16 protein-coding genes, 1 pseudogene and 1 CRISPR repeat array are annotated in these 24,842 nt (G+C 51.5%); of the genes and pseudogenes, 12 read left to right on the top strand and 5 right to left on the bottom strand.

The window, feature by feature from the left end; genetic code table 11:
- Positions 1–4 precede the first annotated feature (4 nt).
- The 3 genes from ACLJNW_RS09730 to ACLJNW_RS09740 form a co-directional block, all read right to left on the bottom strand.
- Positions 5–778: a fimbria/pilus periplasmic chaperone gene (locus tag ACLJNW_RS09730; RefSeq protein ID WP_023204603.1), complete on the bottom strand. Its 774-nt coding sequence runs from the start codon at positions 776–778 to the stop codon at positions 5–7.
- Between the two features lie 12 nt (positions 779–790).
- Positions 791–3,487: a fimbrial biogenesis outer membrane usher protein gene (locus ACLJNW_RS09735; RefSeq protein WP_071624329.1), complete on the bottom strand. Its 2,697-nt coding sequence runs from the start codon at positions 3,485–3,487 to the stop codon at positions 791–793.
- Positions 3,488–3,569: 82 nt separating this feature from the next.
- Entirely contained in the window at positions 3,570–4,157 is a 588-nt protein-coding gene (locus ACLJNW_RS09740) for a fimbrial protein (protein ID WP_000842512.1), read from the bottom strand.
- Positions 4,158–4,762: 605 nt separating this feature from the next.
- Here ACLJNW_RS09740 and mazG point away from each other — a divergent pair.
- From mazG to ACLJNW_RS09765, 5 genes and pseudogenes are all read left to right on the top strand, one after another.
- Positions 4,763–5,563: a nucleoside triphosphate pyrophosphohydrolase gene (mazG, locus tag ACLJNW_RS09745; protein ID WP_000210451.1), complete on the top strand. Its 801-nt coding sequence runs from the start codon at positions 4,763–4,765 to the stop codon at positions 5,561–5,563.
- Positions 5,564–5,790: 227 nt separating this feature from the next.
- The gene (pyrG, locus tag ACLJNW_RS09750) at positions 5,791–7,428 is read left to right on the top strand and encodes a glutamine hydrolyzing CTP synthase (protein WP_000210863.1); all 1,638 of its coding nucleotides are present in this window, start codon (positions 5,791–5,793) and stop codon (positions 7,426–7,428) included.
- Positions 7,429–7,510: 82 nt separating this feature from the next.
- Positions 7,511–8,809, top strand: coding sequence for a phosphopyruvate hydratase (gene eno, locus ACLJNW_RS09755; protein WP_000036734.1), 1,299 nt, complete (start codon positions 7,511–7,513; stop codon positions 8,807–8,809).
- Between the two features lie 135 nt (positions 8,810–8,944).
- Complete coding sequence (gene queE / locus ACLJNW_RS09760) at positions 8,945–9,616, top strand: 7-carboxy-7-deazaguanine synthase QueE (RefSeq protein WP_001199963.1); 672 nt, start codon at positions 8,945–8,947, stop codon at positions 9,614–9,616.
- Positions 9,617–9,912: 296 nt separating this feature from the next.
- A CRISPR array of direct repeats spans positions 9,913–11,344; the repeat unit is 29 nt; unit sequence GTGTTCCCCGCGCCAGCGGGGATAAACCG.
- Positions 11,345–11,502: 158 nt separating this feature from the next.
- Positions 11,503–12,300: pseudogene (locus ACLJNW_RS09765) on the top strand (MBL fold metallo-hydrolase).
- Positions 12,301–12,387: 87 nt separating this feature from the next.
- Here the strand turns inward: ACLJNW_RS09765 and queD are convergent.
- The gene (gene queD, locus ACLJNW_RS09770; RefSeq protein ID WP_000108313.1) at positions 12,388–12,750 is read right to left on the bottom strand and encodes a 6-carboxytetrahydropterin synthase QueD; all 363 of its coding nucleotides are present in this window, start codon (positions 12,748–12,750) and stop codon (positions 12,388–12,390) included.
- 423 nt (positions 12,751–13,173) lie between these two features.
- Between queD and cysJ the strand changes: the two genes are divergently transcribed.
- From cysJ to cysH, 3 genes are all read left to right on the top strand, one after another.
- On the top strand, positions 13,174–14,973 hold the full coding sequence (cysJ, locus tag ACLJNW_RS09775; RefSeq protein ID WP_023204597.1) for an NADPH-dependent assimilatory sulfite reductase flavoprotein subunit: 1,800 nt from the start codon (positions 13,174–13,176) through the stop codon (positions 14,971–14,973).
- Positions 14,973–16,685: an assimilatory sulfite reductase (NADPH) hemoprotein subunit gene (cysI, locus tag ACLJNW_RS09780; RefSeq protein WP_024154718.1), complete on the top strand. Its 1,713-nt coding sequence runs from the start codon at positions 14,973–14,975 to the stop codon at positions 16,683–16,685. Before cysJ ends, cysI begins: the two co-directional genes overlap by 1 nt.
- A gap of 75 nt (positions 16,686–16,760) precedes the next feature.
- Positions 16,761–17,495 (top strand): phosphoadenosine phosphosulfate reductase, encoded by a 735-nt coding sequence (gene cysH / locus ACLJNW_RS09785; protein ID WP_023202642.1) that lies wholly within the window; start codon positions 16,761–16,763, stop codon positions 17,493–17,495.
- Between the two features lie 87 nt (positions 17,496–17,582).
- Here the strand turns inward: cysH and sopD are convergent, their stop codons facing one another.
- Positions 17,583–18,536, bottom strand: coding sequence for an SPI-1 type III secretion system effector SopD (gene sopD, locus ACLJNW_RS09790; protein WP_023204595.1), 954 nt, complete (start codon positions 18,534–18,536; stop codon positions 17,583–17,585).
- 444 nt (positions 18,537–18,980) lie between these two features.
- Between sopD and ACLJNW_RS09795 the strand changes: the two genes are divergently transcribed.
- From ACLJNW_RS09795 to cas7e, 4 genes are read left to right on the top strand one after another with little or no spacing between them, the layout of a single operon-like run.
- On the top strand, positions 18,981–21,644 hold the full coding sequence (locus tag ACLJNW_RS09795) for a CRISPR-associated helicase/endonuclease Cas3 (RefSeq protein WP_024154719.1): 2,664 nt from the start codon (positions 18,981–18,983) through the stop codon (positions 21,642–21,644).
- Positions 21,645–21,655: 11 nt separating this feature from the next.
- A complete protein-coding gene (gene casA, locus ACLJNW_RS09800; protein WP_000368586.1) occupies positions 21,656–23,215 on the top strand; it encodes a type I-E CRISPR-associated protein Cse1/CasA in 1,560 nt (519 codons plus the stop codon).
- Complete coding sequence (casB, locus tag ACLJNW_RS09805) at positions 23,212–23,760, top strand: type I-E CRISPR-associated protein Cse2/CasB (RefSeq protein ID WP_000029526.1); 549 nt, start codon at positions 23,212–23,214, stop codon at positions 23,758–23,760. Before casA ends, casB begins: the two co-directional genes overlap by 4 nt.
- 13 nt (positions 23,761–23,773) lie before the next feature.
- On the top strand, positions 23,774–24,832 hold the full coding sequence (gene cas7e, locus ACLJNW_RS09810; RefSeq protein ID WP_023201011.1) for a type I-E CRISPR-associated protein Cas7/Cse4/CasC: 1,059 nt from the start codon (positions 23,774–23,776) through the stop codon (positions 24,830–24,832).
- Positions 24,833–24,842: the final 10 nt, after the last annotated feature.

Raw genomic sequence — 24,842 nt, forward strand, 5'->3', positions numbered from 1 at the left:
AGGATTACTTATTCGCTTTCTTCTCAGCGTCACGGGTTTTTTCCTCATTGACCTTGCAGGTATTCCCTGAGCAGGTAAAAACCAGCAGGCGATGGCCGCCGTAATCATCGACGTAGCCCACCACCGGCGAGCTGCCGAGCGAGGCATCTTTGATGGGAGAGGTCACTTTTTCACGCGGGGCAATCAGCAGGTTTTTAAAGCCGGAGGCGGTTTCGTTCTCTTTGCTACCGGCATTGCTGATGATGAGGTAAAACGGTGTGGGGTTGTCGAAGATCACACCATCGCCCTGGTAGGTCAGCGTGAGCTTCGTCTGCCACGGGTGCGTCTTATCCACCTGCCGGGCGACGGCTACCGGGCGGTAGAAAAACTTAATACGCGTTTGCAGCGCCAGCTGGAGCGTATTAGGCTTATCGCTTTTCGGCGGAATTTCCCGCACGTTGAAATAAAACAGACTTTCCCGGTCCTGCGGTAGGCTAGCCGCGGCTGGTAACGGCTGGACTTTAACCTGCCCGTCGGATTTTGGCTCAATACGCTGCAGTGGCGGCAGGGCGGTAAAATAGCGGGTATCTTTGGCGAACTTATCGTCTTCCAGCCACGCCTGTGCGAGGTAGGGCAGAGTGGCGTTGCCGTTTTTCAGCGTGACGGTGATTGAATTTTCATTGCCGTTAAAAATAACGCGGGTACGATCCGGCACAATCGCGCTGTGCGATACCAGCGGCGCAGCCAGTAATACCGAAGCGATAAGCGCCTGGCGCTTAAAATGGTTGGTCTTGTTCATTACAGGTTCCCTTTATTCCATATCCTTGCGATTCACCGCATGGTTGTCAGCCAGCGGTATGGGCGGGGTTTGAGTGGTTGTCGCCACCGGCGCGGCCGGTTGGCCATCGGTTTGCGTATGTTCCTGGATTAGCGGTTGCGCAGGCAGCGGAGAACTTTTCTGCGGTGCGGTGGGGGGCTGACCTTCCAGCATTTTGCACGGCAGCAATAGCGCGTTGGCCAATAGCTCCGGTGTAAACGTGGGCGGGAGTGATGCTTCACACTGCGCCGCGCCATCCCAGAAGACTTTCAATGTTTCCCCGGCTTTTACGCCCGCCAGCCAGGCGTTGCCGTCATCGGCCACCAGGCCCAACTGCTGCTGGCGTTCGTTTTTCACTTCGGCGCCGAACGGTGGGAAGTCGCCGTCTGCCAGCCGGAAAACCGCCATCATTTTCTCGCCGCTGACCACGTCAAAGTGACGGTAGCCGATGGCGCCTTCGGTGAGCGTGATCTGCACAACCGACTTAGTAGCTTCCGCCTTCTCCGGCAATTTGTTCAGATCGATACGCGCCAGGCTGCGCGAATAGCTTCCGACATCCGCAATCACGGCCTTGCCGAAAATGTTGGTTGAGGTTGGCGAGCCGTTACCGCTAACGGGGACGTCCGCAATGCCGTCGGTATCAACCAGCAAACGTGTGCTGCCCGCTAAACTTCCCCGGTGTAGCGCGCCGCCCTGGGTGGTTAGCGTCATGCCGCCGCGCAGCGACATACCCAGCGAACGGTACGATCCTTCTTCATAATCCGCGCTCAGATCGATGTCCGTCAGCGCGCCCTGATGGCTGTAATAACCGTCTGCCTGTGCGCCTTGTTCATCCTGCCCGACGTGAAGCTGCCAGTTATCGCCGTTCTGGCTGTGGCCGGAATAGCCGAGCTGATTACGGTGTTGACTACCGTTAAACGTACCGTTGTAGCTGATGGAATCATTGCCCCAGGGAACAGACAGCGAGATATAGACGCCATCATCTTTATCACCGTTATATTCGCTGCGATAGCCGTTCAGCGACGCACTGAGATTTTTTATCGACCCTAAGTCGAAGTACCAGGAAAGAGACAGGTTATAGTTACTCTGATCCGGGCTGTCCCAGAAGGTACTGCGTGAGTAGCTGAAATAGGCGCTCATGCCTTGTTCACGGAAGTTCTGGTTATAGGTGACCGTATAGCGTTCTTTTTCGTGACCGGCATTGAGATGATGATAGGTTTTCGCATCCAGATAGTCGCTCATGCTCATAAAGTTCTTTTCTGAGAAGCGGTATCCGGCAAAGGTTAGTCGGCTGTCGATTTCATCAAAGTCACGGGAGTAGCTGATGCGATATGAGTTACCCTGCAGCGTTTCGCCGTCAAACCCGTCGTCTTGCGGCATGTGGGCGATGGAGTGCGTAATGTCGACCGCCACCGCGCCCACCACGCCAAGATCCTTACCGCTTCCCAGCGCCACGGCCTGATAGTTGCTTTCTCCAATTGCGCCGCCATAGAGCGACCAGCCGTTGGTGACCCCCCACGAAGCTTCCGCCGAGGCGAATGTGCCGGTAATGGGGTGATGATCCCAGTCCTGCGGGCGGCCCAGCGCCATCTTGTAGCGCACCATGCCGGGGCGCGTCAGGAAGGGAACCGATGCGGTGTTAACGTCAAACTCCTGGGTCTGACCGTTCTGCTCTTCCACGGTGACGTGCAACGTACCGGAAACGGACTGGTTGAGATCCTGAATACGGAACGGTCCTGCGGGCACCTGCGTTTCATACAGTACGCGCCCCTGCCAGGAGACTTTGACTTTGGCATTAGAGCGCGCAATGCCCACGATCTCCGGCGCATAGCCGCGCAGTTTCGGCGGCAGCATCTGATCGTCAGAAATGACGCTGGCACCGATATAGTTAAAGCTGTCGAAAACATCGGACTGGAGATAGCTTTCGCCCAGCGTAAGTTTGGCCCCGAGCGTCGGTAGTGCGCGATAGGCGTAGTAGCGGCTCCAGCTCTGATCGTGGAGGGTGGAAGTGTTCTCGTCATCGTCACGATGGTCGTAGCTGGCCTGCCAGTCGGCCCGCAGTCGCCATGCGCCCAGGTTCGCGCCTAACGTCCCGTTGCCGCTGATGCTTTGCTCTTCGCTGCCGCTTTCTTGATCGTGGCGGAGCTGATTATTAATGTTGTAATCCAGAATTATGCCGGGAATACCATTATCCCAGCGGGCGGGTGGGTCCCAGTCGACATCGCTGTATTCCATATACGCCTGGGGTAAATTCACCAGCAGCGTGGAGTGTCCCAGGTCGGCCTGAAAATCCATGCCCTTCAGTGAATCTGGCGCCAGACATTGTCGTTCACCGTGCATTATCCAGACGAGTTTTTCCGCGAGTTCCGGTTTTATACCCAATTGCGTAACTAATTCTGGTTCTGCGCAAACCTCACTTCCTTGTGGATCATGTTCTGGTATAACCCAGTTAACAGGAAATTCCTGCGGCAGAGTCTGTCCGTTAATTTTAATTTGTAAGAGGTAGACGCCTGGCAGAATAAAACCCTTACGAGAAAACTGTGCAATGTTAACGTTATCGCGATTTTTTACATCGAGGAAATCGGTATTAAATTCGATGTCTTTGCCTGACGCGCTATAAGGGGAGACGCTTAGAAGCATTCCCACTCCGCACGCTATTGGGCAAAGAACACTTTTCCATGTGTTATTCATCAAATATATTCCGCAATAAAACTCAACAGGAATACCCTACCTAAAGCGGCAGGGTATTATCGTCGTGACTCTGTTAACTGAATTACAGGTAAGAGATAGTGACGTTGGCGGCGCTGCTGAATTCACCTGTGCCTACGGTGCCGGTTGCTGCGCCAACCAGCCAGGCGGTGAAATTCAGGCTTTGCTTCTCATCAAGAATGGTATCTCCGTCCAGGTCCGCAATGGCCTGTGTATAGGTATCGCCCAGTTTGATATTGTTTTTGCCAGCATCGCCGATTGCCAGGCTTACATTGCTAATAGCGCCGGTGCCGTCAGTCTTCATCAGCGCGAGATTATCCGTGGCGCCTGTAGCCGCTGTGGTTCCACTACCTGTAGTGAATACCACATTCATATTTTTCTCGGTAGCCCAGGTACAACCCTCAAGATCGATATGAAAGGTACGGGCATTGTTGATGGTCGTTTTACCATTACTCAGCGTGCCATTACCGATACTTGAACCCATATTGACTGTTTGATCTTCCGTATCCAATGTGACGGAGCAGGGGGAGTCAACAATATTACCAAGGAAAGTGACCTTCGCTGTGTTGCTACCCGCGGCTTGAGCGCCGGAGACAATTCCCATAACTAAAGATGCAGTTACTGCCAGTTTACAAAAATGAGATGACTTCATCGTGTTATCCTTAATTAACGTGTTTTATGGCAACATTTTGTACGCGTATACCAAGGGATATGCGGCATAGAGCCATGCTGCGGGCTTTGGGTAAAAATAGGTCATAATAAAAATATTATATTTCTACATTTTTATGAGTATATTCTTATGAGCTGAATAATCGTACCTGCTCATAGAATATTATATGTAATACTTTCAATATATTTATTTCATGTATGTTCCAGAAAAAAACAAAAAAAGTGGTCTTTTTTGAATATTAAACTGGCGTGCATGCTACTCGTTTTTGCGTAAAAGTGAAATAATTTATTTTTTTTGAAAGGGAAGACTCTTTGGGTAGGGGGCTTATAGCGTTTGCATGATTTTTTACTTAATTGATGTTATTTATAATGCTTGGTGCAAATATCTGTTTTTTTAATAAATTAGTTATATGGTTATTATATTGTTGTGTATCGATTAATAATTTTAAAGTTATACGGGAAAGGTAGCATTCAACACCTGTTAACAATATATTTTATTATATAGGCGTTACCGTAGTGTCTCTGTGCGTGAATGGTTAAGAATAATACGTTACAATTGTCGCTAGTATTTACAACCGATTAAAAACCATGACAACTAACCATCAAATTGACCGTCTTCTCACCCTCATGCAGCGCCTGCGCGACCCGGAAAACGGCTGTCCGTGGGATAAAGAGCAGACCTTCGCCAGCATCGCGCCTTATACGCTGGAAGAAACCTATGAAGTACTGGATGCGATTGCGCGTGAGGATTTTGACGATTTGCGCGGAGAACTGGGCGACCTGTTGTTCCAGGTGGTGTTTTACGCGCAGATGGCGCAGGAAGAAGGCCGCTTCGATTTTAATGATATCTGCGCTGCCATCAGCGACAAGCTGGAGCGCCGCCATCCGCATGTTTTTGGCGAGCTTTCCGCGGATAATAGCGAAGAAGCATTAGTTCGCTGGGAGCAAATCAAAACGGAAGAGCGCGCGCAAAAAGCGCAGCATTCCGCGCTGGACGATATTCCGCGCAGCTTACCGGCCTTGATGCGCGCGCAAAAAATCCAGAAACGTTGCTCAAACGTGGGCTTTGACTGGACGACGCTGGGACCGGTCGTCGATAAGGTCTATGAAGAGATCGATGAGGTGATGTTCGAGGCGCGGCAGGCGGTTGTTGATCAGGCTAAACTGGAAGAGGAAATGGGCGATTTGCTCTTTGCCACGGTCAACATGGCGCGTCATTTAGGTACGAAAGCGGAGCTCGCTTTGCAAAAAGCGAACGATAAATTTGAACGTCGTTTTCGCGAAGTTGAACGTATTGTCGCAGCCAGAGGCCTGGAAATGACCGGGGTGGACCTGGAAACAATGGAAGAAGTTTGGCAGGAAGTAAAACGCCAGGAAATTGATCTCTAAAGGTTTTAGGCGGTCAAGAGCGATTTGTGTGATTTTTTAAATAACAAGCGCTTGATTTACGTCAAAAACATTTACCTCAAAGGGGCTATTTTCTCCCTCCCTGTGTGAATGTCAGCCTGACGAAGAGGAGGAATAATGAAAGTTTGTGGCGTAGGTCATGTTCGGGTATACTGCTTTCCCGTCCTGGTTATTCCATCGTCTTTTAAACCTAACTTCTCAGGTTCCGCATGACAACGAACTATATTTTTGTGACCGGCGGGGTCGTATCCTCTCTGGGTAAAGGCATTGCCGCAGCCTCCCTCGCAGCCATTCTGGAAGCCCGTGGTCTCAACGTGACCATCATGAAACTGGATCCGTACATCAACGTCGATCCGGGTACTATGAGCCCAATCCAACACGGGGAAGTGTTCGTTACTGAAGACGGCGCTGAAACCGACCTGGACCTGGGGCACTACGAGCGTTTCATCCGCACCAAGATGTCTCGCCGCAACAACTTCACGACTGGCCGCATCTACTCCGACGTTCTGCGTAAAGAACGCCGTGGCGACTATCTGGGCGCAACCGTACAGGTAATCCCTCACATCACTAACGCGATTAAAGAGCGCGTGCTGGAAGGTGGCGAAGGCCACGATGTGGTACTGGTGGAAATCGGCGGTACCGTCGGTGATATCGAATCGCTGCCGTTTCTTGAGGCGATTCGTCAATTGGCGGTAGATATCGGTCGTGAACACGCGCTGTTTATGCACCTGACGCTGGTACCTTACCTGGCGGCTGCGGGCGAAGTGAAAACTAAACCGACTCAGCACTCCGTGAAAGAGCTGCTGTCTATCGGTATTCAGCCCGATATTCTGATTTGTCGTTCCGATCGCGCGGTTCCTGCCAACGAGCGTGCAAAAATTGCATTGTTCTGTAATGTGCCGGAAAAAGCCGTTATTTCAATGAAAGATGTCGATTCCATTTATAAAATTCCAGGCCTGTTGAAATCTCAGGGGCTTGATGATTATATTTGTAAACGATTCAGCTTGAACTGTCCGGAAGCTAACCTGTCTGAATGGGAACAGGTCATTTACGAAGAAGCGAACCCGGCAGGCGAAGTGACTATCGGCATGGTCGGCAAATATATTGAACTGCCGGATGCCTATAAGTCGGTGATCGAAGCGCTGAAACACGGTGGTCTGAAAAACCGCGTTACCGTCAACATCAAATTGATCGATTCGCAAGATGTTGAAACGCGCGGCGTCGAAATTCTGAAAGATTTGGACGCTATCCTGATCCCCGGCGGCTTCGGCTATCGTGGCGTTGAAGGTAAAATCGCCACTGCGCGCTATGCGCGTGAAAACAATATTCCTTATCTGGGCATTTGCCTGGGGATGCAGGTTGCGTTGATTGAGTTCGCTCGTAACGTGGCCGGCATGGACAACGCCAACTCAACGGAATTTGTGCCAGACTGTAAGTACCCGGTTGTGGCGTTAATTACCGAGTGGCGCGATGAAGACGGTAACGTTGAAGTCCGTAGCGAGAAAAGCGATCTGGGCGGCACCATGCGCCTGGGCGCGCAGCAGTGCCAGCTTAGCGATGACAGTCTGGTACGTCAGTTGTACGGCGCGTCGACGATTGTTGAACGTCATCGCCATCGTTACGAAGTCAACAATATGTTGTTGAAACAAATTGAAGCAGCGGGTCTGCGTGTCGCAGGCCGTTCCGGTGATGATCAGTTAGTCGAGATCATTGAGGTACCGAATCATCCGTGGTTCGTGGCCTGTCAGTTCCATCCGGAATTTACTTCCACGCCGCGTGATGGACATCCGTTGTTCGCTGGCTTTGTTAAAGCCGCCAACGAGCATCAGAAACGTCAGGCGAAGTAAAAAAGTTAGAACGGCGGTGCACCCTCAGCGGTGCACCGTTTGTCTGAAGTTTTAGTTTAACTAGTGACTTGAGGAAAACCTAATGTCCAAAATCGTTAAAGTCATCGGTCGTGAAATCATCGACTCCCGTGGTAACCCGACTGTTGAAGCTGAAGTACACCTGGAAGGTGGTTTCGTAGGTATGGCGGCGGCTCCGTCAGGTGCTTCTACTGGTTCCCGCGAAGCGCTGGAACTGCGCGATGGCGACAAATCCCGTTTCCTGGGTAAAGGCGTAACCAAAGCTGTTGGCGCGGTTAACGGCCCGATCGCTCAGGCTATTCTTGGCAAAGACGCTAAAGACCAGGCTGGCATCGACAAAATCATGATCGACCTGGACGGTACTGAAAACAAATCTAACTTCGGTGCAAACGCCATTCTGGCTGTCTCTCTGGCTAACGCCAAAGCTGCTGCTGCCGCTAAAGGTATGCCGCTGTACGAGCACATTGCTGAACTGAACGGCACTCCGGGCAAATACTCCATGCCGGTTCCGATGATGAACATCATCAACGGCGGCGAGCACGCTGACAACAACGTCGACATCCAGGAATTCATGATCCAGCCGGTTGGCGCGAAAACGGTTAAAGAAGCCATCCGTATGGGTTCTGAAGTTTTCCATCACCTGGCAAAAGTGCTGAAAGGCAAAGGCATGAACACCGCTGTGGGTGACGAAGGCGGCTATGCGCCGAACCTGGGCTCCAACGCGGAAGCGCTGGCTGTTATCGCTGAAGCGGTTAAAGCGGCTGGTTACGAGCTGGGTAAAGACATCACCCTGGCGATGGACTGCGCAGCATCTGAATTCTACAAAGACGGTAAATACGTTCTGGCTGGCGAAGGCAACAAAGCGTTCACCTCCGAAGAATTCACCCACTTCCTGGAAGAACTGACCAAACAGTACCCGATCGTTTCCATCGAAGATGGTCTGGACGAGTCTGACTGGGACGGTTTTGCATACCAGACCAAAGTACTGGGCGACAAAATCCAGCTGGTTGGTGACGACCTGTTTGTAACCAACACCAAAATCCTGAAAGAAGGCATCGAGAAAGGCATCGCTAACTCCATCCTGATCAAATTCAACCAGATCGGTTCTCTGACCGAAACTCTGGCTGCAATCAAGATGGCGAAAGACGCTGGCTATACTGCTGTCATCTCTCACCGTTCTGGTGAAACTGAAGACGCTACCATCGCTGACCTGGCTGTTGGTACCGCTGCAGGCCAGATCAAAACCGGTTCTATGAGCCGTTCTGACCGCGTTGCTAAATACAACCAGCTGATTCGTATCGAAGAAGCTCTGGGCGAAAAAGCACCGTACAACGGTCGTAAAGAGATCAAAGGCCAGGCGTAATCCTGCTTTTAGCTCTTAACGTAAAAACCCGCTTCGGCGGGTTTTTTTGTATCTGTTCAATAGCGCAGCCGCTGTGCATGACCGGGCAGACGAAATCTGCAATAATTAACGATTATCCCCTTAACAGAGAACGCTATGCAGTACCCGATTAACGAGATGTTCCAGACCCTACAAGGCGAGGGTTACTTTACCGGCGTCCCCGCTATTTTTATTCGTTTACAGGGATGTCCGGTCGGCTGTGCCTGGTGCGATACCAAACACACCTGGGATAAACTTAGCGATCGGGAAGTGTCCCTGTACAGTATTCTTGCAAAAACCAAAGAGAGCGACAAATGGGGGGCTGCGAGCAGTGAAGATCTGCTGGCGGTGATTAATCGTCAGGGCTATACCGCGCGTCACGTTGTCATCACCGGTGGAGAACCCTGTATTCACGACCTCATGCCGCTCACCGATCTGCTTGAAAAGAGTGGTTTTAGTTGTCAGATTGAAACCAGCGGGACGCATGAAGTGCGCTGTACGCCTAACACCTGGGTCACGGTTTCACCAAAAGTGAATATGCGCGGAGGATATGACGTGCTTTCCCAGGCGCTGGAGCGCGCCAATGAAATCAAGCATCCCGTTGGGCGAGTTCGTGATATTGAGGCGCTGGATGAACTGTTAGCCACGTTGAGCGATGATAAACCGCGCGTGATTGCTTTGCAGCCCATTAGCCAGAAAGAAGACGCGACGCGTCTGTGTATTGAAACGTGTATTGCACGTAACTGGCGGCTGTCTATGCAAACGCATAAATATTTAAATATCGCCTGATGCATTACTAATCTTACAGACGGCCTGCCGATGCCGTCTGTGACTCATCCATTACCTTGCATTGTTTATTTTCTCTATGTGAATTTCGATGAGTGTATAAAAGCGCTGATAAATTTTTCCATAGCGATGCACGGATCGCGCTATTTTGGTAAATTTAAAGAAAAAATCATTCTATGAACTTTTTTGCATCAAAATCAGCAAATTAGCTGTTCTTTAATAATTTAAATTGTTGCGATTATGTTGGTGGAATGTGGTGCTGATAAAAAGTAGTTTATAAACAATGATATACGTTTAGTGTGTTCCCCGCGCCAGCGGGGATAAACCGTTAGTCGCACCACCGGAACCTACCTGCGCCTCGTGTTCCCCGCGCCAGCGGGGATAAACCGTTGTCATGCGGCGCTGCGAGCGTGCGGCCTTTGTGTTCCCCGCGCCAGCGGGGATAAACCGCGTCCAATACGAGCCGAGTGCGCACGCCCTTAGTGTTCCCCGCGCCAGCGGGGATAAACCGGGCTAGCCTACCCTTTAAGGGGTTCCACAACGGTGTTCCCCGCGCCAGCGGGGATAAACCGGCTGCCAGCACTACTACCCGCCGTCGTTCCGCGTGTTCCCCGCGCCAGCGGGGATAAACCGCGTTTATGGCCGGTGCAAAATTTGGTGCTAATGTGTTCCCCGCGCCAGCGGGGATAAACCGCGCCGCGAGGTGATCGAGATGCTTGAGGGTATGTGTTCCCCGCGCCAGCGGGGATAAACCGGTATCTCGAAGAGCGTCAAAAAAGCCGGAATGGTGTTCCCCGCGCCAGCGGGGATAAACCGGGGCATGAGTGCTACTGCTTTCAACCCGAAAGGTGTTCCCCGCGCCAGCGGGGATAAACCGATAAATTATCGGGAAATCATAATCAGCGCCGCGTGTTCCCCGCGCCAGCGGGGATAAACCGTCGAGTTCTGGCATGTCAGACTGACGTATCGCGTGTTCCCCGCGCCAGCGGGGATAAACCGAAAACCCTCAAATATGCGTAACGGGAGGCTGGGTGTTCCCCGCGCCAGCGGGGATAAACCGGGGATCGCGCTGGCGGTCGCATCCGTTGCCGTGTGTTCCCCGCGCCAGCGGGGATAAACCGTCAGCGTAGGTTGTTGACGTCCCCACCAGCCCGTGTTCCCCGCGCCAGCGGGGATAAACCGCCATTTTTGATCATCTCCTCCAGCCTGCTGAGGTGTTCCCCGCGCTAGCGGGGATAAACCGTGGGAACCGTCAAGGCCCGAGGGTGACGGCTGGTGTTCCCCGCGCTAGCGGGGATAAACCGGATTGTTCAGATTGGGAATTTGACCAACGCCCGTGTTCCCCGCGCTAGCGGGGATAAACCGGTTACTGTATTATCTCTCGCATAGACCCGGCAGTGTTCCCCGCGCTAGCGGGGATAAACCGCCTGAGGAGATATTCACCTTCCTGCATTTCATGTGTTCCCCGCGCTAGCGGGGATAAACCGTCTGGTGGCTGCCTCATATTGTTGCGCATCTAGTGTTCCCCGCGCTAGCGGGGATAAACCGAAAAAAATGCGATCGGTACTCAACCCGGCCACGTGTTCCCCGCGCCAGCGGGGATAAACCGCGCCGGTTTCGGTGGGGGCTGAATCCTGAACCGTGTTCCCCGCGCCAGCGGGGATAAACCGTGGGACATTCTCGCTAGTCACGGTCATGTCATGTGTTCCCCGCGCCAGCGGGGATAAACCGTGCGCCAACGACTGGAATTTTTGCGTGTAGCCGTGTTCCCCGCGCCAACAAGGATAGCCGTTGCATAATCATAATCTGTGTACCAGTAATGGCTGCTACAAACCTGTAAAGTAAAAAGGCCGCGTTTTCCCGGGGAGGCTTTTATACAGGAGAAGGCCATGGCGTTAAGGATCAGGGTATTGCTCGAAAATCATAAGGGAGCTGGAGCGGATAAATCGTTGAAGGCCCGGCCAGGATTAAGCCTGTTGGTCGAGGATGAGTCTACGTCGATCTTGTTCGATACCGGCCCTGATGGCAGTTTTATGCAAAACGCGTTGGCGATGGGGATCGATCTGTCCGATGTGTCTGCTGTGGTGCTTTCGCATGGTCATTACGATCATTGCGGCGGCGTGCCGTAGCTTCCTGATAACAGTCGAATCATCTGCCATCCCGATATTGCGCGCGAACGTTATGCGGCAATGACTTTTCTCGGTATTACCCGAAAAATAAAAAAATTGTCGTGTGAGGTGGACTATTCACGCTATCGAATGATGTACACGCGTGACCCCCTGCCGATTGGCGAAAACTTTATCTGGTCAGGGGAAATACCGCTGGTCGCGCCTGAAGCCTACGGCATTTTTGGCGGCCACGATGCGGAGCCGGACTCTATTTTGGATGAGGGCGTACTGATTTACCAATCGACAAAAGGATTAGTCATCATTACGGGATGCGGGCATCGGGGGATCGCAAATATTGTCCGGCACTGTCAGAACATTACCGGTATAAAGCGGATTTACGCGCTTGTCGGCGGATTTCATCTCCGCTGCGCATCACCGTTCACGATGTGGCGAGTCAGGCGCTTTCTGCAAGAACACAAACCTGAAAAACTATGCGGTTGTCACTGTACAGGGGCCTGGGGGCGGTTGTGGCTACCGGAAATAACCGCACCTGCAACCGGTGATGTGCTGCGTTTTTAACACCGCGCTGGACAATGTTTTCACTGATAAAACGTCGTGTGGATGGGCTGGAATCAATTTGGCATCCAGCCCACGCGTTAATAAACCTTATTCGCCGCGATAGACGCAGCCGGCTGTACAGGTCTCTTTCACCATCACGGCGCTCAGTAGCGGCACGACGGGCTTAACCTGATCCCAAATCCATTTCGCCAGCACTTCGCTGGTGGGATTGGACAGCCCTGGAATATCATTCAGATAGTAGTGATCAAGACGATCGTAAGTAGGTTTAAACGCCGCTTTGAGATCCGCGAAATCCATAATCCAACCGGTATGCGGATCGACTTCACCGGTAATTTCGAGACGCACCATAAACGAGTGTCCGTGCAGGCGGCCGCACTTATGCCCTTCAGGCACGTGAGGCAGGCGGTGAGCGGCTTCAAAGGTGAAATCTTTATACAACGTGGTGGACATGATGAACTCTCAGGCAATAAAAAAACCGCCGTAGGGTACCGGAAAGCGCATTTTTTATCATTAACTAAAACCATTCTCCGCCTTGTGACGGGCAATTAATTTAAGAATTTCCAGAAAATTTAATAATTATCAATCAATTATGAAATCGATTTTGGCGTTAATAACGATAACTAAAACAGGTTAGTTCATTTGGTTATTTGTTATTTCCAACCCTTCTTTAATTGTTATTCCTCTCACCGTTACCCTTATCCTTAGTTTGGGATTTATCGCTTATACATTTCATCTTTCAAGCCGCATCTGTGTTGACTGCGTTTACTCACCCCAGTCACGTATTTATGTACGCTCCTGGGGCGCGCTCAGCTTACAGCGAACTTGAATGATTTTGTGTATAGATCCGCTTTGCTTACTGGAACATAACGACGCATGACGACACCGGCTCCACTGACTGGGTTGCTTCCGCTTAATCCGGAGCAACTGGCGCGCCTTCAGGCCGCGACAACCGACCTTACTCCCGAACAGCTTGCCTGGGTCTCCGGCTATTTTTGGGGCGTACTGAACCCGCGCTCAGGCGCTGTTGCCGTCACGCCTGCTCCTGAGGGGAAGATGTCGGGGATTACGCTTATCTCCGCTTCGCAAACCGGCAATGCGCGTCGTGTGGCGGAAGCGCTGCGTGATGATCTGCTGGCGGCCAACCTTAATGTGACACTGGTGAACGCCGGCGACTACAAATTCAAACAGATTGCCAGTGAAAAACTGCTGGTGATAGTGACGTCCACTCAGGGAGAAGGCGAGCCGCCGGAAGAGGCCGTCGCGCTGCATAAGTTCCTGTTCTCGAAAAAAGCGCCGAAACTGGAAAACACCGCTTTTGCCGTGTTTAGCCTCGGCGACACCTCTTATGAATTTTTCTGCCAGTCCGGAAAAGATTTCGACAGCAAACTGGCGGAACTGGGCGGTGAACGCCTGCTCGACCGTGTCGATGCTGACGTTGAATATCAGGCAGCTGCCAGCGAATGGCGCGCCCGCGTGGTTGATGTTCTGAAGTCCCGCGCACCTGTCGCGGCACCTTCGCAATCCGTCGCTACTGGCGCGGTAAACGACATCCACACCAGCCCCTATACCAAAGACGCGCCGCTGACCGCGACCCTCTCCGTGAATCAGAAAATCACCGGTCGCAACTCGGAAAAAGACGTTCGTCATATTGAGATTGATTTAGGCGACTCCGGTCTGCGTTACCAGCCGGGCGATGCGCTGGGCGTCTGGTATCAGAACGATCCGGCTCTGGTGAAGGAACTGGTTGAGTTGCTGTGGCTGAAAGGCGATGAGCCGGTGACGGTTGACGGTAAAACCCTGCCGCTCGCCGAAGCGCTGGAGTGGCACTTCGAGCTGACGGTGAATACCGCCAACATTGTTGAGAGCTACGCGACCCTGACGCGCAGTGAGTCGCTGTTGCCATTAGTGGGTGATAAAGCGCAGCTCCAGCACTACGCCGCGACCACGCCCATTGTTGATATGGTGCGTTTCTCTCCGGCACAGCTGGATGCTCAGGCGCTAATCGACCTGCTTCGCCCGCTGACGCCGCGCCTCTACTCTATCGCCTCTTCGCAGGCGGAAACTGAAAACGAAGTCCACGTCACCGTTGGCGTGGTTCGTTATGACATTGAAGGCCGCGCCCGCGCCGGTGGCGCTTCCAGCTTCCTCGCCGACCGCGTGGAAGAAGAGGGCGAAGTGCGTGTGTTTATTGAACACAACGACAACTTCCGCCTGCCAGCTAACCCGCAGACGCCGGTCATTATGATTGGCCCCGGCACCGGCATCGCGCCGTTCCGCGCCTTTATGCAACAGCGTGCGGCGGAAGGGGCGGAAGGCAAGAACTGGCTGTTCTTCGGCAACCCGCACTTTACCGAAGATTTCCTCTATCAGGTGGAGTGGCAGCGCTACGTGAAAGAGGGGTTGTTAAGCCGTATCGATCTCGCCTGGTCACGCGATCAAAAAGAAAAAATTTACGTACAAGACAAGCTGCGTGAACAGGGTGCCGAGCTGTGGCGCTGGATCAATGATGGCGCGCATATTTATGTCTGCGGCGATGCCAGGCGCATGGCCGCAGATGTCGAAAAAGCATTGCTGGAAGTGATCGCTGAATTCGGCGGTATGGACCTCGAATCGGCAGATGAATATTTAAGTGAGCTGCGCGTGGAGCGCCGTTATCAGCGAGATGTCTACTAATGAGCGAAAAACATCCAGGCCCACTGGTGGTCGAAGGTAAACTGTCCGATGCCGAGCGCATGAAGCTGGAAAGCAACTATCTGCGCGGTACCATTGCGGAAGATCTGAACGACGGTCTCACCGGTGGTTTTAAAGGCGACAACTTCCTGCTAATACGCTTTCATGGCATGTATCAGCAGGATGACCGCGATATTCGCGCCGAGCGTGCGGCGCAGAAGCTGGAGCCACGTCATGCGATGCTGCTGCGCTGCCGCCTGCCGGGCGGGGTGATTACTACGACGCAATGGCAGGCGATCGATAAATTTGCGGCGGATAACACGATTTATGGCAGTATCCGTCTGACCAACCGTCAGACCTTCCAGTTCCACGGCATTCTGAAGAAGAACGTTAAGCCGGTGCACCAGATGCTGCACTCGGTGGGGCTGGATGCGCTGGCAACCGCTAACGACATGAACCGTAACGTGCTGTGCACCTCCAACCCGTACGAATCGCAGTTGCACGCGGAAGCCTACGAGTGGGCGAAGAAGATCTCCGAACATCTGCTGCCGCGCACCCGTGCGTATGCGGAGATCTGGCTCGATCAGGAGAAGGTCGCGACCACTGACGAAGAACCGATCCTCGGCGCAACCTATCTGCCGCGTAAATTTAAAACCACGGTGGTGATCCCGCCGCAAAATGATATCGATCTGCACGCCAACGACATGAACTTTGTGGCGATTGCCGAGAACGGCAAGCTGGTCGGCTTTAACCTGCTGGTGGGCGGCGGTCTGTCTATTGAGCATGGTAATAAGAAAACCTACGCTCGTACGGCCAGCGAGTTTGGCTATCTGCCGCTGGAGCACACCCTGGCGGTGGCCGAAGCGGTAGTGACGACGCAGCGCGACTGGGGTAACCGTACCGACAGGAAAAATGCCAAAACCAAATACACCCTTGAGCGCGTGGGACTGGAGACATTTAAAGCGGAAGTCGAGCGTCGCGCGGGGATCAAATTTGAGCCGATCCGCCCGTATGAGTTTACCGGTCGCGGCGATCGTATCGGTTGGGTGAAAGGGATCGACAACAACTGGCACCTGACGCTGTTTATCGAAAACGGTCGTATCCTGGATTATCCGGGGCGTCCGCTGAAAACCGGTCTGCTGGAGATCGCGAAGATTCATCAGGGCGAGTTCCGTATCACCGCTAACCAGAACCTGATTATTGCCAGCGTGCCGGAAAGCCAGAAAGCGAAGATCGAGAAACTGGCGCGCGATCATGGGCTGATGAATGCCGTGAGCGCGCAGCGTGAAAACTCAATGGCCTGCGTGTCGTTCCCGACCTGCCCACTGGCGATGGCGGAAGCCGAGCGTTTCCTGCCGTCGTTTACTGACAAAGTGGAAGCGATTCTGGAAAAACACGGCATTCCTGATGAGCATATCGTGATGCGCGTGACCGGCTGCCCGAACGGCTGTGGTCGCGCGATGCTGGCGGAAATTGGCTTAGTAGGGAAAGCGCCTGGTCGTTATAACCTGCATCTTGGCGGCAACCGCATCGGGAGTCGTATCCCTCGGATGTATAAAGAAAATATCACCGAGCCGGATATTCTGGCCTCGCTGGATCAACTGATTGGGCGCTGGGCGAAAGAGCGCGAAGCGGGTGAAGGCTTCGGCGACTTTACGGTGCGTGCGGGCATCATTCGCCCGGTGCTCGATCCAGCGCGTGATTTCTGGGAATAACCTGAATTGCCGGATGGCATCTGTGTAGGCCTGATAAGCGCAGCGCCATCCGGCAAGGCAAACAGTGAGGAACTTATGTCCCAACTCGATCTCAACGCATTGAATGAACTGCCAAAAGTCGATCGCGTACTGGCGTTGGCAGAAGCCAACGCCCAACTGGAAAAACTGAGCGCCGAAGAACGCGTGGCCTGGGCGCTGGAAAATCTGCCCGGCGAATACGTGCTCTCCTCAAGCTTTGGCATCCAGGCGGCGGTGAGCCTGCACCTGGTGAACCAGATTCGCCCGGATATCCCGGTGATCCTCACCGATACCGGCTATTTGTTCCCGGAAACCTATCAGTTTATTGATGAGTTAACGGACAAACTCAAACTCAACCTGAAAGTTTACCGCGCGGGCGAAAGTCCAGCCTGGCAGGAAGCGCGCTACGGCAAACTGTGGGAGCAGGGCGTTGAGGGCATTGAGAAATACAATGAGATCAACAAAGTCGAGCCGATGAACCGGGCGCTCAAAGAGTTAAACGCGCAGACCTGGTTTGCGGGTCTGCGTCGCGAGCAGTCCGGTAGCCGCGCGCATTTACCCGTTCTCGCTATCCAGCGCGGCGTGTTTAAAGTGCTACCGATTATCGACTGGGATAACCGCACGGTTTACCAGTATCTGCAAAAGCACGGTCTGAAATACCATCCGCTGTGGGATCAGGGCTATCTGTCTGTGGGCGATACGCACACCACCCGCAAATGGGAGCCGGGTATGGCGGAAGAAGAGACACGCTTCTTCGGACTGAAACGTGAGTGCGGGCTGCATGAAGGGTAATTGTCCTTACGCGGTATGATTATACCTGCTGCTATGAAAAATCCGGCAGGCAGCCGGATTTTAAATTGGTTATATTACTGGCTATCTTTATGTCAGTAATATATTACGACTGCACCCATCTTTACCAATGTGCAAAGAACGTTCATGCGTTAGATATAGCTTTTCAAGAATTACATCAATAAACATTTTTTTTGCATGATAGTCGTTATAATCCTGATTAAGTTTTTTTAAAAAACCGGAATTTGTTGGTTTAAACTCTGCAAACGGTGAATAGGTATGTAGTAAATAGGAGATGCATGGATGCATCATGCTAAAAGCGACTTCACCTTGTACCTCCTGATAACCTATTTTGCAAAACTGAGTTGTAGGCTCAAAGTTACCTGCATTAATACAGGCCAGCATCGATTTTTCATCTTCAGTAAGCGAGTCCTGCCATTCGACAAGCGGGTGGTCTGGAGCCTCTGCGGGACGCATCATCTCATAAACCGCCGCTTTGATTTGTGCATTGCCCGTCACTTCTTTTCGTAGTGTAGAAATCGACTCCTGAAGTAATTCCGGGTGCCAGGTCATCTTCGCACCAATCACCTCGCATATTTGTAAAAATAACTGTCTCTCCTCTCTACTCATAGATTCTATCACTGCATCATCTGATATATTGAGGATGTCCTTAATATTGCTTTGGCTGATCACCGTGTCGCCGACCATAAGTAAAAATTGTGTCTGAGAAGCGTCCAACTTGATAGTAAACAGATCCTGATGAGCCGGGCAGGCCAGATGTTGTAGCCGTTTAAAGGCGTAAATTTTATTTATATCCTCTATGTTAACTTCCATCTCTCCAGGTTCACCACGGCCCTGCCCGTGAATGATGGAGTGTAACACTTCCAGCGCATGGTCCTTTTTTTCCGCTCTAAAATGATCCTGGACTTTATCCCAACCCCCCATATGGATTGCTTTTTCTTTATCTGCGCTTAACAGATGAGCAAGCCGACTTTCATTAAGCGTATAATTTTGATGATTACCGAAGCTTAAAGTGACTGGCATAATATTTTCCTTCAAATTTATATTATTCAATATCCGGAGTAAAATATATCGTTCAATTCTCTCTTTTTTATTAAACAGATAAAGTTTACTACAGGAGAGAATTTGAACGACATTATTAATACAGCACATTTATGGTTGGTAATCCTTTGTGGTGACGATAATTCAGACAAAAGGTAGATGATTCGCCGCAAATGGTCGTTTTTTTTAAATTTTGGTTTATGCAGAAGGCATTGGAGGAAGCCTCTTTGAGCGCTTCTTCCAGAAGAAAAAGGCGGAAAAATTTATAATAATTATTCGTGGGGTAAATATTTCTGAAGAATATATAAAATTGAGCGGGCATATTTAAATATAATCTCAGGAAGTGCAATTTTTGTGAGGTATATCAACAAAAAAGACCATTAAAAAGGCGTAGAGTGCTTTTATTATCCACATGCTGGAGTTTACGTGTCGATATATCACTATTGGGGAAAGTCTCGACGAGGAGAAACTGACGGCGGTGATGATTACCATTTGCTTTGCTGGCATTCTTTAGATGTTGCGGCTGTGGGTTACTGGATGGTGATAAATAATATTTATTTTATTGACCACTATCTAAAAAAATTAGGCATCCAGGATAAGGAGCAGGCGGCGCAATTTTTTGCCTGGATTTTATGTTGGCATGATATTGGAAAGTTTGCTCATTCCTTCCAGCAACTATACCGTCATGAGGCTTTAAATATCTTTAATGAGCCTACACGGCATTATGAAAAAATCGCGCATACCACGCTGGGATACATGTTGTGGAACTCCTGGCTAAGTGAATGCCCTGAATTGTTTCCTCCTTCTTCGCTTTCAGTTCGTAAAAGTAAGCGCGTTATGGCGCTTTGGATGCCAGTCACTACAGGTCATCATGGACGCCCTCCAGAGGCAATCCAGGAGCTGGACCATTTTCGCCAGCAGGATAAAGACGCGGCAAGAGATTTTCTTCTGAGAATAAAAGCGCTCTTTCCTTTAATTACTTTGCCTGAAGCCTGGGATGAAGATGAGGGTATCGACCAATTTCAGCAACTTTCCTGGTTTATTTCCGCTGCGGTTGTACTGGCTGACTGGACTGGTTCTGCCAGCCGTTATTTTCCGCGTACTGCGGAAAAAATGCCTGTTGATACCTACTGGCAGCAAGCTCTCGCTAAAGCACAAACTGCCATCACGCTATTTCCCTCAGCGGCGAATGTGTCTGCCTTTACGGGCATAGAAACGCTTTTCCCTTTTATTCAGCATCCCACACCGTTACAACAAAAGGCGCTTGAGCTGGATATCAACGTGGATGGCGCCCAACTCTTTATTCTTGAAGATGTCACCGGGGCCGGAAAAACAGAGGCGGCGCTCATATTAGCTCATCGACTGATGGCGGCAGGTAAAGCGCAGGGACTCTATTTTGGACTGCCGACAATGGCGACAGCCAACGCGATGTTTGAACGTATGGCGAACACCTGGCTGGCGCTGTATCAGCCGGACTCCCGTCCCAGCCTGATTCTGGCGCATAGCGCGCGTCGCTTAATGGATCGTTTCAATCAGTCAATATGGTCGGTCACTCTTTCTGGTACGGAAGAACCCGATGAAGCGCAGCCTTATAGTCAGGGATGCGCCGCCTGGTTTGCCGACAGCAATAAAAAAGCGTTGTTGGCGGAGGTTGGCGTAGGCACGTTGGATCAGGCGATGATGGCGGTAATGCCATTTAAACATAACAACCTGCGGTTACTGGGTCTTAGCAACAAGATTTTACTGGCTGATGAGATCCATGCCTGTGATGCATGGATGTCCCGAATACTTGAAGGTTTGATTGAACGGCAGGCCAGTAATGGCAACGCCACTATTCTGTTATCTGCGACGCTATCGCAGCAGCAGCGAGATAAGCTGGTGGCGGCATTTTCCCGTGGGGTGAGGCGTAGTGTGCAGGCGCCGTTGCTAGGCCATGACGATTATCCCTGGCTGACTCAGGTCACACAAACAGAGCTGATTTCTCAGCGGGTTGATACACGCAAAGAGGTTGAGCGTAGCGTAGATATTGGCTGGCTACATAGTGAAGAGTCGTGTCTTGAACGTATAGGTGAAGCAGTGGAAAAAGGAAACTGTATCGCCTGGATACGTAACTCCGTTGATGATGCGATTCGTATCTATCGCCAGCTTCAACTGAGTAAGGTCGTCGCCACGGAAAACCTTTTACTCTTCCATAGTCGCTTTGCTTTTCACGATCGTCAGCGGATTGAGTCGCAGACGCTGAATCTCTTTGGCAAACAGAGCGGCGCGCAACGTGCCGGTAAGGTCATTATCGCCACGCAGGTAATCGAACAAAGTCTGGATATTGACTGCGATGAGATGATCTCTGATTTAGCGCCGGTGGATTTATTAATTCAGCGGGCCGGTCGACTACAGCGTCATATTCGCGATCGTAACGGTCTGGTGAAAAAGAGTGGGCAGGATGAGCGAGAGACGCCAGTGCTGCGCATTCTTGCTCCGGAGTGGGATGACGCGCCGCGAGAGAACTGGTTATCCAGCGCCATGCGTAACAGCGCCTATGTCTATCCCGATCATGGGCGCATGTGGCTGACGCAGCGCATATTACGTGAGCAGGGGACGATTCGGATGCCGCAATCTGCCCGCTTGTTGATTGAGTCGGTCTACGGTGAGGATGTCAACATGCCGGTTGGATTTGCAAAAACCGAGCAATTGCAGGAAGGCAAATTTTATTGCGACCGGGCATTTGCCGGCCAGATGCTGCTTAACTTTGCGCCGGGCTACTGTGCTGAAATTAGCGATTCTTTACCGGAGAAAATGTCAACGCGGCTGGCGGAAGAGTCTGTCACGCTGTGGCTGGCGAAAATCGTGGATAGCGTCGTAACCCCTTATGCCAGCGGTGAACACGCCTGGGAGATGAGCGTGCTGCGAGTACGTCAGAGCTGGTGGAATAAACATAAAGACGAGTTTGAAAAATTAGACGGCGAACCCTTGCGTAAGTGGTGTGCGCAACAGCATCAGGATAAGGATTTTGCCACGGTGATTGTGGTGACGGATTGTGCCGCTTGTGGTTATTCGGCGAATGAGGGATTGATTGGCATGATGGGGGAATAACGAATACAGATATGGACAATTTTTCGCTTTTAACAACGCCCTGGCTCCCCGTCCGTTTCAAAGACGGTTCCACGGGCAAACTGGCTCCTGTCAATCTGGCAGATGAAAACGTGGTGGATATCGCCGCAACGCGAGCAGATTTGCAGGGAGCGGCCTGGCAGTTTCTGTTGGGATTGCTGCAATGCAGTATCGCGCCGAAAAGATACAAAAACTGGGAGGATATCTGGTTTGATGGATTGCATGCCGATGCGCTCCATAAGGCATTAGCACCGTTAGAACACGCTTTTCAGTTTGGCGCGGAAACGCCGTCTTTTATGCAGGATTTTGAAGAATTACCCGACAATAAAATAACTATAGCTTCGCTATTACCGGAAACACCAGGTATTCAAACTACTGAGTTAAATACAGATCATTTTATCAAACGTGGCGTAATGGAATGTTTTTGCCCGCATTGTGCCGCGTTGGCGTTGTTTTCAATGCAGCTTAACGCTCCTTCCGGCGGACAAGGCTACCGCACTGGGCTGCGCGGCGGCGGGCCGCTGACTACATTGATTGAATTGCAGGAATATCAGGGAGAGCGGCAAACGCCGCTCTGGCGCAAGCTGTGGCTCAACGTGATGCCGCAGGATGCTGCGGATCTGCCTTTGCCTGTCGTCTATGATGCGGCTGTATTTCCCTGGCTTGCCGCAACACGTACCAGCGAGCCACCAGCTCATACTATTACAACAGATGAGCAGGTAAATAAATTACAAGCATACTGGGGGATGCCACGCCGTATCCGTCTGGATTTCGCGACAATACGTCAGGGAGTGTGCAATATCTGCGGTAATAATAGCGATGAGCTGCTAATCCAGATGTTGGTCAAGAATTATGGCGTTAATTATGACCGCTGGCGGCACCCATTAACACCACATCGCCTGCAAATAAAGAATAGTAAGGGATTTGAACCTGTTATAACCCAACCAGGTGGACTTCTTTGGCGAGATTGGCTGGGACTAAGTCAAGAAAACCCGACGGAAAAGAATACCGAATATCCGGCACAGGTGATTAAAGTGTTTAATGCCCGAGAGCTCAGGAATATCAAAGTAGGCTTGTGGGGATTTGGTGCCGATTTCAAAAAAATGAAAATCCGCTGTTGGTATGAGCACCACTTTCCGTTGCTGATGACGGAAGGTCTGATCCCTGATTTACGTAAAGCAACACAAACTGCTACCCGACTCCTCAGCCTGCTGCGCAGTGCGCTAAAAGAAGCGTGGTTCGCCAATGCGAAGGGCGCCCGCGGTGATTTCAGTTTTATCGACATTGATTTCTGGAACCTGACGCAGGGGCGCTTTCTCAATCTGATCCACGATCTGGAAAACGGCCACAAGCCGGACGAAAGGCTGAATAAATGGCAAAGAGAACTTTGGCTGTTTACCCGTTGTTACTTCGATGATCACGTCTTTACCAACCCCTACGAGAGCAGCGATCTGGAGCGCATCATGAAGGCGCGCAAAAAATATTTTACCTCATCGGCGGAAAAGCAAAGCGCGAAAGCCGCCAAAGCAAAGAAGCAGGAGGCTGCTGAATGAGTATTGTGCAAGAGGATCACAAAGCCACGCTGCGCAAATGGCATGAGGATTTGCAGGAGAAGCGGGGTGCACGGGCCAGCTTGCGGCGCAGTAAAACGGTGAATGAGGCCTGCTTGTCTGAGGGATTTCATTTGCTGTTAATGCAGACGCATTCGTTGTGGAAAAACAAGGCAGACTGGCATGTTACTGCATTGGCAATTACTGCGGTACTGGCTGCGCATATCAAATTTATTGATGAGCGACAGAGTTTTGCTACACAGCTTGGACAGAAGAAGAGTGGTGACAATCCGGTAATGTCAAAACTACGCTTCTCCCGCCTGTCTGCGGTGAAAAATCCCGACGAGCTATTACGCCATTTGCGTCGTGCAGTGCAGTTGCTTGATGGTTCGGTAAATCTAATTTCTCTGGCGGACGATATTTTCCGCTGGTGTCAGGAACAAGACGACTTGCTGAACCACCATCGCCGCCAGCAGCGGCCAACCGAATTTCTCCGTATCCGCTGGGCGCTGGAATACTACCAGGCTGGCGATAACGAACAAGATTAACAGGGATATCTTTATGACAACGTTTATTCAGCTCCATTTACTGACCGCTTACCCCGCCGCTAACCTGAACCGTGATGATACCGGTGCGCCAAAAACCGTGGTGCTTGGCGGAGCAACACGTCTGCGTATCTCCTCTCAGAGCCTGAAACGCGCCTGGCGTACATCTGAGTTATTTGAACAGGCATTAGCTGGCCATATTGGTATTCGTACTGGTCGCATTGCTCGTGAGGCGGCGCAAATCCTCGTTGATAGCGGCATTGACGCCAAAAAAGCGGTTGAGTACGTCAAGAACATCGCCAACTGCTTTGGCAAGGTAAAAGAGGATAAGAAACCCAAAGATGAGTTGACGAATGCTGAAACCGAGCAACTGGTGCATATCAGCCCTGCTGAGTTTGAGGCCGTGAAAGCGCTGGCGCGCCGTCTGGCAGAAGAAAAACGTCCGGCAACAGAAGAGGAAGCGGAACTGTTACGTCACGATCGCATGGCCGTCGATATTGCCATGTTTGGCCGGATGTTAGCGAAGAAAACTGATTTTAACGTGGAAGCCGCCTGCCAGGTCGCCCACGCCTTCGGCGTCAGCGAAACGATCATCGAAGACGATTTCTTTACCGCTGTGGATGACCTACGCCAGGCATCGGCAGAAGATGCAGGCGCAGGCCATCTCGGCGAAACCGGCTTTGGCTCCGCGCTGTTTTACACCTATATCTGCATCGACAAAGATCTGCTGGTGAAAAACCTGAACGGCAATGAAGAACTGGCAAACAAAACGCTGCGCGCCTTTACTGAAGCGGCGCTGAAAGTGTCGCCGACCGGCAAACAGAACAGCTTTGCCAGCCGTGCCTATGCCTCGTGGGCGCTGGCCGAAAAAGGCACCGACCAACCACGTTCACTGGCGGCCGCGTTTTATGAACCGATCAACGGTACAGACCAATTGAACGTTGCGGTTAAGCGTATTACCGCGCTGCGTGAAAATATGAATGCGGTCTATGTACAGGAGACGGCGTTCAAAGACTTTAACGTGATGAATCAGCAGGGAAGCATGGAAGACGTGCTTGACTTCATCTGCGCGTAAGGGGCGGCTT

It is taken from the genome of Salmonella sp. SAL4457 (assembly GCF_046548235.1).
Lineage (GTDB): Bacteria > Pseudomonadota > Gammaproteobacteria > Enterobacterales > Enterobacteriaceae > Salmonella > Salmonella enterica.

Excerpts from the sequence above, each read along its gene's own strand:
- ACLJNW_RS09735 (WP_071624329.1), bottom strand. The coding sequence starts at position 3,487 with ATGAATAACACATGGAAAAGTGTTCTTTGCCCAATAGCGTGCGGAGTG.
- casA (WP_000368586.1), top strand. The coding sequence starts at position 21,656 with ATGGACAATTTTTCGCTTTTAACAACGCCCTGGCTCCCCGTCCGTTTC.
- queD (WP_000108313.1), bottom strand. The coding sequence starts at position 12,750 with ATGTCCACCACGTTGTATAAAGATTTCACCTTTGAAGCCGCTCACCGC.
- casB (WP_000029526.1), top strand. The coding sequence starts at position 23,212 with ATGAGTATTGTGCAAGAGGATCACAAAGCCACGCTGCGCAAATGGCAT.
- cysH (WP_023202642.1), top strand. The coding sequence starts at position 16,761 with ATGTCCCAACTCGATCTCAACGCATTGAATGAACTGCCAAAAGTCGAT.
- cysJ (WP_023204597.1), top strand. The coding sequence starts at position 13,174 with ATGACGACACCGGCTCCACTGACTGGGTTGCTTCCGCTTAATCCGGAG.
- pyrG (WP_000210863.1), top strand. The coding sequence starts at position 5,791 with ATGACAACGAACTATATTTTTGTGACCGGCGGGGTCGTATCCTCTCTG.
- sopD (WP_023204595.1), bottom strand. The coding sequence starts at position 18,536 with ATGCCAGTCACTTTAAGCTTCGGTAATCATCAAAATTATACGCTTAAT.
- ACLJNW_RS09730 (WP_023204603.1), bottom strand. The coding sequence starts at position 778 with ATGAACAAGACCAACCATTTTAAGCGCCAGGCGCTTATCGCTTCGGTA.
- cysI (WP_024154718.1), top strand. The coding sequence starts at position 14,973 with ATGAGCGAAAAACATCCAGGCCCACTGGTGGTCGAAGGTAAACTGTCC.
- ACLJNW_RS09740 (WP_000842512.1), bottom strand. The coding sequence starts at position 4,157 with ATGAAGTCATCTCATTTTTGTAAACTGGCAGTAACTGCATCTTTAGTT.
- eno (WP_000036734.1), top strand. The coding sequence starts at position 7,511 with ATGTCCAAAATCGTTAAAGTCATCGGTCGTGAAATCATCGACTCCCGT.
- mazG (WP_000210451.1), top strand. The coding sequence starts at position 4,763 with ATGACAACTAACCATCAAATTGACCGTCTTCTCACCCTCATGCAGCGC.
- queE (WP_001199963.1), top strand. The coding sequence starts at position 8,945 with ATGCAGTACCCGATTAACGAGATGTTCCAGACCCTACAAGGCGAGGGT.
- cas7e (WP_023201011.1), top strand. The coding sequence starts at position 23,774 with ATGACAACGTTTATTCAGCTCCATTTACTGACCGCTTACCCCGCCGCT.